The sequence below is a fragment of the Clostridium sp. SHJSY1 genome (genome assembly GCF_031626875.1).
Taxonomy (GTDB): domain Bacteria; phylum Bacillota; class Clostridia; order Clostridiales; family Clostridiaceae; genus Clostridium.
The window spans coordinates 1-14,921 of record NZ_JANDMF010000005.1 but is presented as its reverse complement, the minus strand read 5'-3'; the positions used below and the strand labels follow the sequence as shown (position 1 = coordinate 14,921).

The window sequence follows — 14,921 nt, the reverse complement described above, 5'->3', positions numbered from 1 at the left end:
GAACTATGGGGATAATTTTTGGAGGTGCATACGCATGGATAAGGCAAGAAAATTAGAAATAGTAAAAGAATTTGGAAGAAGCGAAGGAGATACTGGTTCACCAGAAGTTCAAATAGCTTTACTTTCTGAAAGAATCAGTCAATTAACTGGACACTTAAAGGTTCATAAGAAAGACCATCACTCAAGAAGAGGTCTATTAATGATGGTTGGACAAAGAAGAGGTCTTCTAAATTACTTACAAGAACAAGATATCGAAAGATATAGAGCTATTATCAAAAAATTAGGTTTAAGAAGATAATCTTTAGAGCGGGCTAAATCCGCTCTATTATTTTAAAATTATTAGAAAAATATGTAAATTTAAGGTTGAAGGGAGGTCCTATAATGAGCAATGTGTTAAGCACAACTATTGCTGGAAGAGAATTGAAAGTAGAATTTGGTAAAGTAGGTATGTTATCAAATGCTGCAATTTTCATGAGTTATGGGGATACAGTAATATTAACTAATGTAAATGCATCAGAGGAGCCAAGAGAAGGAATTGATTTCTTCCCATTAAGTGTTGAATATGAAGAAAGATTATATGCAGTAGGAAAGATACCAGGTGGTTTTATAAAAAGAGAAGGAAGGCCTTCTAATAGAGCTATATTAAATGGTAGAGCTGTAGATAGAACTATAAGACCATTGTTTCCTAAAGGATATAGAAATGATGTTCAAGTTGTTACTACAGTAGTATCAGTAGAAAAGGATAATTTGCCAGAAATATTAGCTATTAATGCGGCTTCTATGGGATTATGTTTATCTACTATACCATTTACTATGCCTGTAGCAGCAGTTCAAGTTGGTATTGTAGATGGAAGGTTGGTAATTAATCCAAATGCAGAGGAAAGAGAAAAATCAACTCTTCATTTAACTGTATGTGCAACAAAAGAAAAAGTTATGATGATAGAAGCTGGTGGAAACGAGATAGATGAAGATACTATGATCAAAGCTATTGAATTTGGTTTTGATGCTTGTCAAGATATAGTTACTTTCCAAGAAGAAGCTATGGAAAAAATAGGAAAAGCAAAAATAGTACCAGAGTTATATACTGTAGATGAAGAAGTTGAAAAAGATGTAAGAGCTTTTGCTTCAGATATGATAAAAGAAGCTATGTATATCACAGAAAAAGATGAAAGAAATGCAGCAGTTGATGCAGCTACTGAAAAAGTTAAAGCAGAATTTTCTGAGAAGCATGAAGGTAAAGAGGCGGATATAAAGGAAGTTCTTTATACAATGCAAAAAGAAGTAGTAAGATATATGCTTCTTAATGATAAGAGAAGACCTGATGGAAGAACTTTTGATGAAATAAGACCAATAAGCTGTGAAGTTGGAATACTTCCAAGAACACATGGTACAGGATTATTCAATAGAGGATTAACTCAAGTTATGACTGTAGCAACGCTAGGTTCAATTAGTGAAGTGCAAATTTTAGATGGAATAGATGAAACTGAAACAAGTAAAAGATATATGCATCATTATAATTTTCCAGGATACAGTGTAGGTGAAGTTAAACCACTAAGAGGACCAGGAAGGCGTGAAATTGGACACGGTGCATTAGCAGAAAGAGCTCTTGAACCATTAATACCATCAGAAGAAGAATTCCCATATACAATAAGATTAGTTTCAGAAGTGTTAAGCTCAAATGGATCAACTTCTCAAGCATCAGTATGTGGTTCTACATTAGCTTTATTGGATGCAGGTGTACCTATAAAGAGACCAGCAGCAGGTATAGCTATGGGGTTAATTACTTCTAAAGATTTATCACAAGAAGAAGTATTAACAGATATTCAAGGAATAGAAGATTTCTTTGGAGATATGGACTTTAAGGTGGCTGGTACTACAGAAGGGATAACATCAATTCAAGTTGATACAAAGCTTAAAGGATTAAGTTTTTATGTAGTAGAAACAGCTATAAGAAAAGCAAGAAAAGCAAGATTATTTATTTTAGATAAAATGAATGAATGTATTTCAGGACCAAGAGAAGAAGTATCAAGATTTGCTCCTAAGACTTCTACATTACAAATTGATCCAGAAAAGATTAGAGATGTGATTGGAGCAGGTGGAAAAGTAATTAATAAGATAATTGCTGATACTGGAGTTAAAATAGATATTAAGGAAGATGGAACTGTTTTTGTATCTTCACCAGATCATGATGGAGTTAATGCTGCACTAAAGATTATTGAAGGATTAACAAAAGAAGTTAAGGCAGGAGAAGTTTATTTAGGAAAAGTAACTAAAATAACTACTTTTGGAGCTTTTGTTGAAGTTCTTCCAAACAAAGAAGGATTAGTTCATATTTCAAAACTTGCAGCTGAAAGAGTAAACAAAGTTGAAGATGTTGTTTCAGTTGGAGATGAAATTTTAGTTAAAGTAACTGAAATAGACAGTCAAGGAAGAATAAATCTTTCTAGAAAAGATGCTTTAAAAGAGCAAGAAGAACAGAAAGAACAATAAAAGGGCAAAATGATTGCCTTTTTTTTCTGTAGATAATAGTAGGAATAGGAAGCCACGAATATCTTTATAATAATATAGAGAAGATTCGTGACTTTTGTTATAGGAGGATTTTTATGTATAATTTATATACCTTAAAAAATGGACTAAGAATAGTTACCGAGAAAAATGATTCTGTTAGATCAATTAGTGTTGGAATAATGGTTCAAAATGGGTCAAGAAATGAGACTAAAGAGTTAAATGGGATATCTCATTTTATTGAGCATATGTTCTTTAAAGGAACAAATAAAAGAAGTCCTAAAGAAATTGCAGCATCAGTAGAAAATTTAGGCGGACAAATAAATGCATTTACAAGTAAAGAAACTACTTGTTATTATGTAAAAAATTTAAATACTCACTTGGAACTTTCATTAGAAATCTTATCTGATATAATTTTAAATTCAAAATTTGCTCCTGAAGATATAGAAAGAGAAAAAGGAGTAGTTATTGAAGAAATAAATATGAGTGAGGATAATCCGGAAGATGCTTTGGATGATTTGCATTCAAAAATAGCTTTTGGAGATCACTCATTATCCTATCCTATTTTAGGAACTATAGAAAAAGTAAAAAGTTTTAATAAGGACATAATTAAGGAGTTTATAAAAAGAAAATATACTCCTTATAATTCAGTATTATCTATTTGCGGTAATTTTAATGATGATGAGTTAAAATTACTTGTTGAGAAGTATTTCGGAATATGGGAAAATGAAAATTTATATGTGCCAACTTATGAAGGTGCATCTATTTATAAAGGAACAGCATCGATTGATAAAGATATTGAGCAACTACATATAGGTTTAGGGCTTAAAGGATTGCCATATGGAGATGAAAGAGGATATGCGTTAGTATTGCTTAGTAATATATTTGGTGGTGGAGCATCCTCTACATTGTTTCAAAAAGTTAGAGAAGAGCTAGGACTATGCTATAATATTTATTGTTATCCTCAAGCGTTTCAGGGTGTAGGAATGCTAAATATTTATACAGGTCTCAGTAAAAACTACGCAGAAAAAGCTTTAGATGTTATAATTAAGGAGCTTTATAAATTTTCTAAAATGTCTATTACTAAAGAAGTGTTAGAGATGAATAAAGAAAAGATTAAAGGAAATTATATATTAGGACTTGAAAGTACTAGTTCTAGAATGTTTAGCAATGCAAAATCTGTGTTATTTAAAAATAAAATCAGTACTCAAGATGAAGTTATAAAGAGAATAGATAAGGTTAGTATAGATGATATTGATTTTGTATTAAAAGAATGTTTTGGGAACGGAATAATTAATTCATCATATGTTGGTAGTAACGTAGACTATAGTTTATTAGATAATGTTATAGAATCTTCAGTGAAAGCCTATAAAGATTATACAGAAGATATTCAAGTTTAAAATTAATAGAATATATACACCTTTTAAAGCATAATAATTATGTAGAGAATTTAGGAGGTGTATACTATGAGTCATGAAAGTGGTATAAAACTATTAAGTGAGATTGGACGATATGAACTTATAAATGTTAATGATGGGGAAAAATATGATTATCTTCAAAATAATGATTTAGTAATTGATGATGAAGGAAATATAAAATTTCTTATAATAAATGTAAGTGGTGGGAAATTAGGCTTTTTGGGGGGATCTAAGGAGTTTTTAGAAATTCCTTGGGAATGCGTGAAAAAAATCGGCGCACGTACTATAATATTAGATGCAGAGGAAAATGATATAAAAAAAGCAACCATTTAGTTACCAAGGGGGAAAAACATGAAGATAATAGTTCAAAAGTTTGGTGGAACTTCAGTATCGACAGATGAGAAAAGAAAAAAAGTTGTTGAAAAAGTTAAAAAAGCTATTAGTAATGGGTATAATCCAGTTATAGTAGTATCTGCAATGGGAAGAAAAGGCGAACCATATGCAACAGATACATTACTTTCAATAATGGATAGTGGATTTAAGGGAGAAAATAAATTAGCAGCAGATTTACTTATGTGTTGTGGTGAATTAATAAGTGCTGTAGTAATGGCAAATAAGTTGTATTTAGAAGGAATCGATGCAGTGCCTCTATCTGGTGGGCAAGCTGGCATAATTACAGATAGTAAATTTAATGATGCATCATTAAAGGATTTTGATGATAAAAGAATTTTAGATATATTAGCGGAGGGTAAGGTGCCAGTTATTACTGGATTTCAAGGAGTCACTGAAGATGGTTACTTTACTACTTTAGGAAGAGGTGGGAGTGATACTTCAGCTGCTATTGTTGGTGTTGGCTTAGATGCGGAAAAAATTGAGATATATACAGATGTAGATGGTATAATGACAGCTGATCCAAGAATAGTACAAGAAGCTTCATTAATTAATGTATTAAGTTATGATGAAGTATTTCAATTAGCAGATCAAGGAGCAAAAGTTATTCATCCAAATGCAGTAGAAATTGCTAAAATAGGGAATATTCCTTTAGTTATAAAAAATACTATGAATGATTGTGAAGGTACAGTTATTAATAATGTTGGAGATAAGAAGAATCGTAGACTTGTAACAAGTATAACAAGTCATAATGATAGGGTACAAGTTCGTATAAAATTAGATGATAATAAAGGAAATGAAAGTTATCAGGATATACTTGAGGTAATTGCAGAAAATAAGATTTCATTAGATCTTATAAATATTTTTCCAACTGAACAGATATTTACAATTCCAGCATCAGCTAAAGAAAGGGTATTGGAATTATTTAAAAGTTTAAATATTAATGCAATTTTTAAAGAAGATTTAAGTACTATAGCTATTGTTGGTGCAGGGATGAGAGGAATTCCTGGTGTTATGGCCAAAATATATAAAGCTCTAAATTATAATAGGATAGAAGTATTACAAACAGCTGATTCACATATGACTATATGGTGTTTGATTAATAGAGAAAACTTAAGTGAAGCTATAAATGCACTGCACACAGCATTTAAATTATGTTAAGAATACTCATAAACTGTGCTTTATAGATTGTTAATTTAAATAATTTAGTATAAATTTTATCCTCCTGTACAAAATAAAAAAGTACAGGAGGAGTGCTTTTATGGAAAATTTTAGAGGTATAGGAAAATCAGAAGAAAAAAAAGATAATAATGAAGCTACAGAAAACTCAGAAAGAATGAAGTCTGTGAAAGAATTTGGAAGTACAAGTATGGCTTCACCTAATGAGAGAATACAAATATTATCAATAATAGGGCAAGTTGAGGGGCATATGGTATCACCACCGCAAACTAAAACTACAAAATACGAGCATGTCATACCACAACTTATTGCAATGGAACAAAATGAAAATGTAAAGGGTGTTTTAATTATTTTAAATACAGTAGGAGGAGATGTGGAAGCAGGTCTGGCTATAGCTGAAATGATAAATTCTATCTCAAAACCTACAGTATCAATAGTTACAGGTGGAGGTCATTCTATAGGAGTTCCACTAGCAACATCTGCTGACTATTCTTTTATTACGCCTTCTGCTACCATGATAATTCACCCAGTCAGAATGAATGGATTTGTGATTGGTGTTGATCAAACATTCCAATATTTTAAAAAGATGCAAGAAAGAATTAACGAATTTATAGTTAGGACTTCTAATATAAGTCATGATGATTTAAATAACTATATGATGAAAACAGATGCATTACTTAATGATGTTGGTACTATGCTGATTGGAAAAGAAGCAGTAGAGTGTGGACTTATTGATGAAGTTGGAGGTGCAAGTCAAGCTTTAGCTAAGCTTAATTCATTAATAGAAGAAAAGGATCCAATTTATGAAGAAAAGAAAACAGTACAGAAAAAGAAAGCTGCCCCAAGAAAAAAAGTCAAAAAAGAAGAAAATAAATAAAGCTATTAGGGCACTTAGATAGTGCCCTAATAATTAATCTTATTTTTTATTTAAACAAAAGGAAAATGGACATGCTATGTAGAATAAGCAAAGTGAGGTGATTATAAAGTGAGTAGACAGACCAATAGAAGAAGTAGTAAGAAACCTAGAAAAGATAGCAAAGAAAGCAGTGTAATGGAGATAAAGGGTATTATATTTATTGCTATAGGACTATTAGCCTCAATAGCTATGTATACAAATGGAGCAGGATTTTTATCAAATTTTGCACAAAGAGTATGTTATCTATTAATTGGAGTAGGATCGTATGTATTGCCTATTTATTTTATGTACTTAGGCTATATCTATATAAAAGAACATGGTAATATTACACTTGGAAAAAGATTTTATGGAGTTACACTATTTATAATAGTAGTGATTTTAATGTGTAGTACTATATATATACAAGCTGTAAAAAATCCAAATAATTTTGCTGAAAATTTTATTGCATTATTTAATTTAGTAGCAGAAAGAAAAAAAGAATTAAATGGAGGAATTTTTGGGTATGTTATAACATTTCCTGTATTTAAGCTTATAGGAGCTGTAGGCTCATATATTATATATGCAGCGCTTGTGGTTATTGGTTCAATATTGACTTTTGATTTTTCTTTATTAAAAGTTGGGCAGGTTGCTAAAAATAAAAGTAGAGAATACAAATTTCAAAAGAGACCAAAAAGGCAGGAAAGTAAAAAAGAAAGTTCCAATGATGATTATATTAAAATTAAAACTAAATCAAATGATGAAGAAGAAAAGACTAAAACCGACTTCTTAAAGGATGTTAATCATAAAATAAAGATATTGGATTTTATGAAAAATTCACCAATTGATGAGGAATTGGAAACAGCATTTGAAAAAGAGAGTGATATTTCTTTAAATAGTTTTACAGAAAAAAGTCCAATTACAGAAAAAAGCAATAAAAAAGATAAACTTGATAATCAAATAAAAGATGTTATTAGTAAAGAAATAGATGAAACTATTAGTGGAACTAATGACAAGAAAGAGACTAAAGAATATGTATTTCCAGATATTGATTTACTTAATCCTAATGGGAAAACTAAGTTAAATAGCTCTGATAAAAAGGAATTGATAGAAAGTGCTAATAAATTAGAAGAAACACTAGGAAACTTTGGAGTTGAAGCAAAGGTCCTCCAAGTAACCAAAGGACCTTCTGTAACAAGGTTTGAATTACAACCTAGCCCTGGAGTTAAAGTTAGTAAAATAGTAAATTTAGCTGATGACATTGCATTAGGACTTGCAGCATCAGGGGTTAGAATTGAAGCACCAATACCTGGTAAAGCAGCTGTGGGGATAGAGGTTCCAAATAAAAAGCAAACTCCAGTATTTATAAGAGAGGTATTAGACACAGATGAATTTAAAAATTCAGATAAGAAATTAGCATTTGCTTTAGGAAAAGATATAGGGGGAGCGTGTGTTATTGGAGATTTAAGTAAAATGCCTCACACATTAATTGCAGGGGCAACAGGCTCAGGTAAAAGTGTATGTATTAATACACTAATAATAAGTTTGTTATATAAATATTCTCCTGATGAAGTTAAGCTTTTATTGGTTGATCCAAAGGTTGTTGAGTTAAATGTTTATAATGGAATTCCACATCTTTTGATTCCTGTAGTTACAGAACCTAAAAAAGCTGCTGCAGCTTTAAATTGGGCTGTTAATGAAATGACAAAGAGATATAATTTGTTTGCAGAAAAAGGTGTAAGAAATATAGATTCATATAATGCTCTATATGAAAAGGGTGGAATAGAAGAAAAACTTTCTTATATAGTAATAATAGTAGACGAGCTTGCAGATTTAATGATGGTTTGTGCAAATGATGTAGAGGACTATATAGGACGTTTAGCACAGATGGCAAGAGCTGCGGGAATGCATCTCGTTATAGCAACCCAAAGACCATCTGTAGATGTAATCACTGGTGTTATTAAGTCTAATATACCATCAAGAATATCATTTTCTGTTTCATCCCAAGTAGACTCAAGAACTATTTTAGATAGTTCAGGAGCAGAAAAATTGCTTGGTAAAGGAGATATGTTATATGCTCCTGTAGGAGAAAATAAACCTCAAAGAGTTCAAGGTTGCTTTATTTCTGAAGAAGAGGTTGAAAAAGTAATTGAATTTATAAAACAAGATGAAAAAGAAATAATTTATGAAGAATCAATATTAGATCATATAAATAATGAGGCAGAAGGAACAAGTACAAGTGAAGGTGGAGAAGATGTAGATGAATTACTATCTGAAGCAATAAAATTAGTTGTAAGTTATGAACAAGCATCAACATCATTCTTACAAAGAAGGCTTAGAATAGGATTTAATAGAGCATCTAGAATAATGGACCAGCTTGAAGAGAGGGAAGTTATTTCTCCAAAGGATGGAAGTAGACCTAGACAGGTATTAATAAGTAAGGGAGATTTAATGAATTCTTCAGAAAATGAAAAGGAAAATTAACTTGTAATCATTAATAAAGAGTAATAAAATTAATTTTATAAACATAATGGATACGCAGGAGGAAAATAACTTGAAAAAATATAAAGTGGGTATGGTAAGCCTAGGTTGCGATAAAAATAGAGTTGATTCAGAAATTATTCTAGGCACAATGAGCAAAGAATATGAAATTACTAATAATGCCAAAGAGGCTGACATTATTATTGTTAATACATGTGGTTTTATAGAAAAGGCAAAACAAGAATCTATTGACACTATATTAGAGATGGCTAAATATAAAGAAAAATATAATTGTAAGCTTTTAATAGCTACAGGATGTTTAACTCAAAGATATGGAAAAGAGTTAAGTGAATTAATGCCTGAAATTGATATAATGCTTGGGGTTAATGACTATACAAAGATAGACGAATTTATTAGAGAGTATATAACTAATGAGAAAAAATCTCTTGAAGTAAATTATTCTGATGAAAACATTAATGAGGGTGAGAGATTATTAACCACAGATAAATATACAGCGTATATCAGAATAGCAGAAGGTTGTAATAATTTCTGTACTTATTGTATAATTCCTAAGATAAGAGGAAAATTTAGAAGTAGAGAGATGGAAAATATTATAAAAGAAGCTAGAGAGCTTAGCAAAAAAGGAGTAAAAGAAATTATATTAGTAGCACAAGATACAACTCTTTATGGAAGTGATATATATGGAGAAAAGAAACTTCATATATTATTAAAAGAACTTTCAAGCATTGAGGGAATCAAGTGGATTAGGGTATTATATTGTTATCCAGAAGAAATATATTCAGAACTTATAGATGAAATAGCAATTAATAATAAGGTGATGAAATATTTAGATTTACCAATTCAACATATTAGTAATAATATACTTAAACTTATGGGAAGAAAAACTTCTAAAGAAGATATTATTAATAAAATTATGCAATTGAGAGAGAAAGTTAAGAATATTACATTAAGAACTTCTTTAATTGTAGGGTTCCCAGGTGAAAGTAATGAAGATTTTAATGAATTAATGGAATTTTTAAAAGAATATAAATTAGATAAAGTTGGTGTGTTTAGATATTCAAGAGAAGAAGGCACTCCTGCAGCAAATATGCAAGATCAAGTAGAAGAAGAAATTAAGGGTATACGTGAAGAAAAACTTATGGAAATACAGAAGGAAGTTTCTAAATCAATAAATGAATTGAAAATTAATAATGTTTATGATATTCTTGTGGAAGGATATAATGGAGAGTATTATTATGGAAGAAATTACGAGATGGTTCCAGAAATAGATGGAAATGTATTCTTTAAAAGTACTCAAAAGATAGAAAAAGGCACAATTGTATCAGTTAAGGTGATTAGCTGTACAGAATATGATTTAGTAGGAGTTGTAGATTATGAATCTTGCGAATAAATTAACCCTAGGTAGAATTTTTTTAGTTCCTGTTTTTTTACTTTTTATAGCAGCTAAAGCTATTCCTTATGGTACATTTATTGCTACATTTATATTTATATTAGCATCATTAACAGATAAGCTAGATGGTTATATAGCTAGAAGTAGAAATCAAATAACTACTTTCGGCAAGTTCATGGACCCCCTAGCAGACAAGCTGCTTGTAACATCAGCATTAATTTCATTAGTTGAACTTCAAGTAGTCCCAGCTTGGGCAGCTTTTGTGATAATTGCTCGTGAATTTGCTATATCTGGACTTAGAACAATAGCAGCATCAGAAGGAAAAATAATTGCAGCTAGTTGGTGGGGAAAGATAAAGACAGTGATTCAAATTGTAGCGATTATAGTTTTACTTTTACAGGTAAATATAGCTGAATCAGCATATTTAGGAAGTCTAGTAACCAATATAGAATTTTTTAAAGTATTCTTTAAGTATATGCCTCAAATACTATTAGATGTAGCTGTAATAATTACAATAGTATCTGGAGTAGATTATTTCAGAAAAAATAAAAATACTATTTCAACTGAAAAATAATAAGAGTTGCATAAGCAACTCTTATTTTATTGAAGTAATTGATGATGATTAAGCCTGTTTGATTGAGGGTACAATAAAAATATATGGAAATAATAGTGTTTTTATTGACTAAGCAAAAATCATATATTATAATAAATACAGAACATAAGTTCGGAAGTAGAGAGGTGTAAAGTAAAATGAGTAATATAAATGTGGATAAATTAAAAGCTATTGAAAGTGCTATGGGTCAGATTGAAAAGCAATTTGGCAAAGGATCTGTTATGAAACTTGGAGAAGATAGCCATTTAGCTATAGATGTTATTTCTACAGGATGTCTTGATTTAGATATAGCACTTGGAGTTGGTGGAGTCCCTAAGGGAAGAATAATTGAAATATATGGGCCTGAAAGTTCAGGTAAAACTACAGTTGCTCTTCATATTGCTGCAGAAGCACAAAAAAAAGGTGGGGCTGTTGCTTTTATAGATGCAGAACATGCATTAGATCCAAGTTATGCAAGAAAAATAGGAGTTGACACTGAAAACCTAATAGTATCACAACCAGATACAGGGGAACAAGGGCTTGAAATTGCAGAAGCTTTAGTTAGATCTGGAGCTATAGATGTACTTGTTGTAGATTCAGTTGCTGCTTTAGTACCTAGAGCTGAAATAGAAGGAGAGATGGGGGATTCTCATATTGGACTTCAAGCTAGATTAATGTCTCAAGCATTAAGAAAACTAACTGGTACAATTAAGAAGACAAATTGTGTTGCTATATTTATAAATCAGCTAAGAGAAAAGGTAGGGGTAATGTTTGGAAGTCCAGAGACAACTACTGGAGGTAGAGCTTTGAAATTCTATGCATCGATAAGACTTGATGTTAGAAGAATAGATTCAATTAAAACAAGTGATGCAATTATAGGTAATAGAACAAGAGTAAAGGTCACTAAAAATAAGGTTGCACCACCATTTAAACAAGCAGAATTTGACATTATGTATAATGAAGGTATTTCAAGAACAGGAAATATAGTTGATGTTGGAGTTAAGGAAGAGATTGTTCAAAAGAGTGGTGCTTGGTTCTCTTATGGGGATATAAGACTTGGGCAAGGTAGAGAAAATGCTAAGATATACTTAGCAGATAATCCAGAAGTTGCTTTAGATATAGAAAACCAAATAAGAGAAAAGTATAATTTACCAGCAAATGCAAAATTAAAAGCAGTACCTGCACAAGAAAATAAGAGTAAAAAAGAATAAAAATAGAAATACACCTTGTTAGTTAAGTATTATTTAGAAATTTGGCTAATAAGGTGTATATTTTATTTATTTGGTAATAGAATAAGTAGTGTTATATGATTTATTTTAAACTTGAGTAAAAATTTACATAAGAATTTTAAGTGGAATCATAAGAAAATTATAGAAAAACTAAAGATGTAGGGGATTTTATGAGAATTTATATTTAAGTATACTATTATTCATGAAACTTGACATAATTCTAATTTTCAGATAAAATAATAACAAATACTGGTTTATCACATTCTTACTATTAGTGAGAAAGATATGACACCAAAACTACGCTTACTTATTAAAAATAGATAGTAAAAGCTAGGAGGTGTTTACGTGCCAACGTATTTAATAATAATAGATATATTTGTGCTGTTTATATTAGGCTTTATATCATATAAAAGCATTCAAACAGCATCAAGAAAGAAGATTGAATCGCTAGAAAATGAGGCAAACGAAGTTTTAGTTGTGGCTAAAAGGGAAGCAGAAGCAGCTAAGAAAGAATCGATATTAGAAGCAAAGGAAGAAGTTCATAAGTTAAGGACTGATTTAGATAGAGATTCTCGTGAAAGAAGAAATGAACTTCAAAGACTTGAAAGAAGATTGATTCAAAGGGAAGAGTTACTTGATAAAAAAAGTGATACTCTTCAAAAGAAAGATGATGCACTTAATGAGAGAGTTATTGAAATCGATAATATGGAAATTGAGATTAGAGAGCTTGGTGAAAAAAGAAGAGCAGAACTCGAAAGAATATCTGGTCTTTCTAGTGAAGAAGCTAAGCAAATCCTATTAGATGAAATCAAGAAGGAGATTACTCATGAAGCTGCCTTAATGATTAAGGAAATCGAAGGTAGAGCTAAAGAAGAGGCAGATAAGAAGGCTAGAGAAATTGTAACAACAGCTATTCAAAGATGTGCTGCTGACCATGTATCCGAAACTACTGTTCAAGTAGTTGCTTTACCAAATGATGAAATGAAGGGAAGAATCATAGGTAGAGAAGGAAGAAACATTAGAACCCTTGAAACATTAACAGGAGTAGATTTAATTATTGATGATACTCCAGAAGCAGTTATTTTATCAAGCTTCGATCCAATAAGAAGAGAAGTAGCTAGAATGGCACTAGAAAAGTTAATAGTGGATGGAAGGATTCATCCGGCTAGAATTGAAGAGATGGTTGAGAAATCTCAAAAAGATGTTGAAAATGATATTAAAGAAGAAGGAGAGCAAGCAGCTCTTGAAACTTCAGTACATGGGCTACATCCTGAGATAATAAGACTTCTTGGAAAATTGAAATATAGAACTAGTTATGGTCAAAATGTTTTAAAACATTCCATAGAGGTTTCGTATTTAGCTGGTTTAATGGCTTCAGAATTAGGTTTAGATGTTACTCTAGCTAGAAGAGCTGGTTTATTACATGATATAGGGAAGGCCGTAGATCAGGAGCAAGAAGGTCCTCATGCCTTAATTGGTGGGGATTTAGCGAAGAGATACCATGAGTCTTCTGTTGTAGTAAATGCCATCGCAGCCCATCATGGAGATGTGGAGATGGAATCTTTAGAAGCTATTTTGGTTCAGGCAGCAGATGCTATTTCAGCTGCAAGACCAGGTGCCAGAAGAGAAACCTTAGAAGCATATATCAAACGTCTGGAAAAGTTAGAAGAAATTGCAAATTCTTATGAAGGTGTAGAGAAGTCATATGCAATTCAAGCTGGTAGAGAAATTAGAATTATTGTTAAACCAGATCATGTTGACGATTCTGGAGCAATAGAACTAGCACGTAATATTGTAAAGAGCGTCGAAGAACAATTAGAATATCCAGGTCAAATTAAAATCAATGTTATTAGGGAAACTAGAGCAGTTGATTTTGCAAAATAAAGTTTAAAAATACATTTTGATTTTCAAAATGTATTTTTTTTATAAAATTAATAAAAAAAAGAAGGAATTTAATAACACAGGTAGAATATAATAAGTATGCATGATTTGGGTGAGCTCTAAAATGTAAACGGTGAACTCTAAAATGTAAACGGTTAGTAAAATGCTAGGAGGAATAATAAAAATGGAAGTATTAAAAGTTTCAACAAAATCAAATCCAAATTCAGTAGCAGGTGCTTTAGCTGCTATAATAAAAGAAAAGAATATAGTAGAAATACAAGCAGTAGGTGCAGGAGCTATTAATCAAGCAGTAAAAGCTATTGCGATAGCACGTGGATTTGTAGCACCAAGTGGGAAAGATATTGTCTGTGTGCCAGCTTTCACTGATATAGAAATTGATGGGGAAGAAAGAACGGCAATAAAATTAATTATACAACCTAGATAAATGCTGTAATATGGACATATTTGGAACTCTAACGAAAGCTAAATAGGGTATTGAAATTATTTTCAAAGTCATATATAATAATAAAAGTTAAGTGAATACTTATAGTTTATTTAAAGAGGTGAATACAATGGTTTCAAAAGAGGTTTTAGTAAAGAATGGTACTGGATTACATGCTAGACCAGCTACATTATTAGTAAAAAAGGCTTCATCATTTAAGTCTGATGTAAGCATTGAGTTCAATGGTAAAAAAGCAAATGTTAAGAGCTTAATTGGTGTTTTATCATTAGCTGTTACTAAGGATTCTTTAATAAAGGTTATAGCTAGCGGTGATGACGAAGCATTAGCTTGTGAAGAAATTGCTAAGTTAGTAGAAAACTTAGAAGATTAATTAATAAAGAGAAGAGGGTTCCATTTGGAACCTTTTTTTAATGTAAAGGAAAGTATAAAAAAATCTTAAACTGAAAGCTAGATTTTATCTAGCTTTCAGTCGCGTTATAT

The 14,921-nt window shown here is 30.9% G+C and carries 13 protein-coding genes; all 13 read left to right on the top strand.

Going from position 1 to position 14,921, the window contains the following annotated elements; translation table 11 throughout:
* Positions 1-34: 34 nt before the first annotated feature.
* The 13 genes from rpsO to NNC19_RS04220 all read left to right on the top strand — a co-directional run bounded on the left by rpsO (position 35) and on the right by NNC19_RS04220 (position 14,811).
* Entirely contained in the window at positions 35-298 is a 264-nt protein-coding gene (gene rpsO / locus NNC19_RS04280) for a 30S ribosomal protein S15 (RefSeq protein WP_143314913.1), read from the top strand.
* An 83-nt stretch (positions 299-381) separates the two neighbouring features.
* Positions 382-2,490 (top strand): polyribonucleotide nucleotidyltransferase, encoded by a 2,109-nt coding sequence (locus NNC19_RS04275; RefSeq protein ID WP_310937381.1) that lies wholly within the window; start codon positions 382-384, stop codon positions 2,488-2,490.
* 113 nt (positions 2,491-2,603) lie between these two features.
* Entirely contained in the window at positions 2,604-3,905 is a 1,302-nt protein-coding gene (locus NNC19_RS04270) for a pitrilysin family protein (protein WP_310937380.1), read from the top strand.
* 66 nt (positions 3,906-3,971) lie between these two features.
* Positions 3,972-4,256 carry a YlmC/YmxH family sporulation protein gene (locus NNC19_RS04265; RefSeq protein ID WP_310937379.1) on the top strand — a complete coding sequence of 95 codons (285 nt, stop codon included), beginning with the start codon at positions 3,972-3,974 and terminating at the stop codon, positions 4,254-4,256.
* Positions 4,257-4,274: 18 nt separating this feature from the next.
* Entirely contained in the window at positions 4,275-5,474 is a 1,200-nt protein-coding gene (gene dapG / locus NNC19_RS04260) for an aspartate kinase (RefSeq protein WP_310937378.1), read from the top strand.
* Positions 5,475-5,574: 100 nt separating this feature from the next.
* A complete protein-coding gene (locus NNC19_RS04255; protein ID WP_310937377.1) occupies positions 5,575-6,369 on the top strand; it encodes an ATP-dependent Clp protease proteolytic subunit in 795 nt (264 codons plus the stop codon).
* Positions 6,370-6,477: 108 nt separating this feature from the next.
* Positions 6,478-8,868 (top strand): DNA translocase FtsK, encoded by a 2,391-nt coding sequence (locus NNC19_RS04250; protein ID WP_310937376.1) that lies wholly within the window; start codon positions 6,478-6,480, stop codon positions 8,866-8,868.
* A gap of 70 nt (positions 8,869-8,938) precedes the next feature.
* The gene (rimO, locus tag NNC19_RS04245; RefSeq protein ID WP_310937375.1) at positions 8,939-10,276 is read left to right on the top strand and encodes a 30S ribosomal protein S12 methylthiotransferase RimO; all 1,338 of its coding nucleotides are present in this window, start codon (positions 8,939-8,941) and stop codon (positions 10,274-10,276) included.
* On the top strand, positions 10,260-10,850 hold the full coding sequence (gene pgsA, locus NNC19_RS04240) for a CDP-diacylglycerol--glycerol-3-phosphate 3-phosphatidyltransferase (protein ID WP_310937374.1): 591 nt from the start codon (positions 10,260-10,262) through the stop codon (positions 10,848-10,850). The genes rimO and pgsA overlap by 17 nt, the downstream gene beginning before the upstream one ends.
* 176 nt (positions 10,851-11,026) lie before the next feature.
* Entirely contained in the window at positions 11,027-12,079 is a 1,053-nt protein-coding gene (gene recA / locus NNC19_RS04235) for a recombinase RecA (protein ID WP_310937373.1), read from the top strand.
* Between the two features lie 363 nt (positions 12,080-12,442).
* Entirely contained in the window at positions 12,443-13,981 is a 1,539-nt protein-coding gene (gene rny / locus NNC19_RS04230; protein WP_310937372.1) for a ribonuclease Y, read from the top strand.
* Positions 13,982-14,162: 181 nt separating this feature from the next.
* Entirely contained in the window at positions 14,163-14,423 is a 261-nt protein-coding gene (locus NNC19_RS04225) for a stage V sporulation protein S (RefSeq protein WP_072894170.1), read from the top strand.
* A 127-nt stretch (positions 14,424-14,550) separates the two neighbouring features.
* A complete protein-coding gene (locus tag NNC19_RS04220) occupies positions 14,551-14,811 on the top strand; it encodes an HPr family phosphocarrier protein (RefSeq protein ID WP_143314924.1) in 261 nt (86 codons plus the stop codon).
* Positions 14,812-14,921 lie beyond the last annotated feature (110 nt).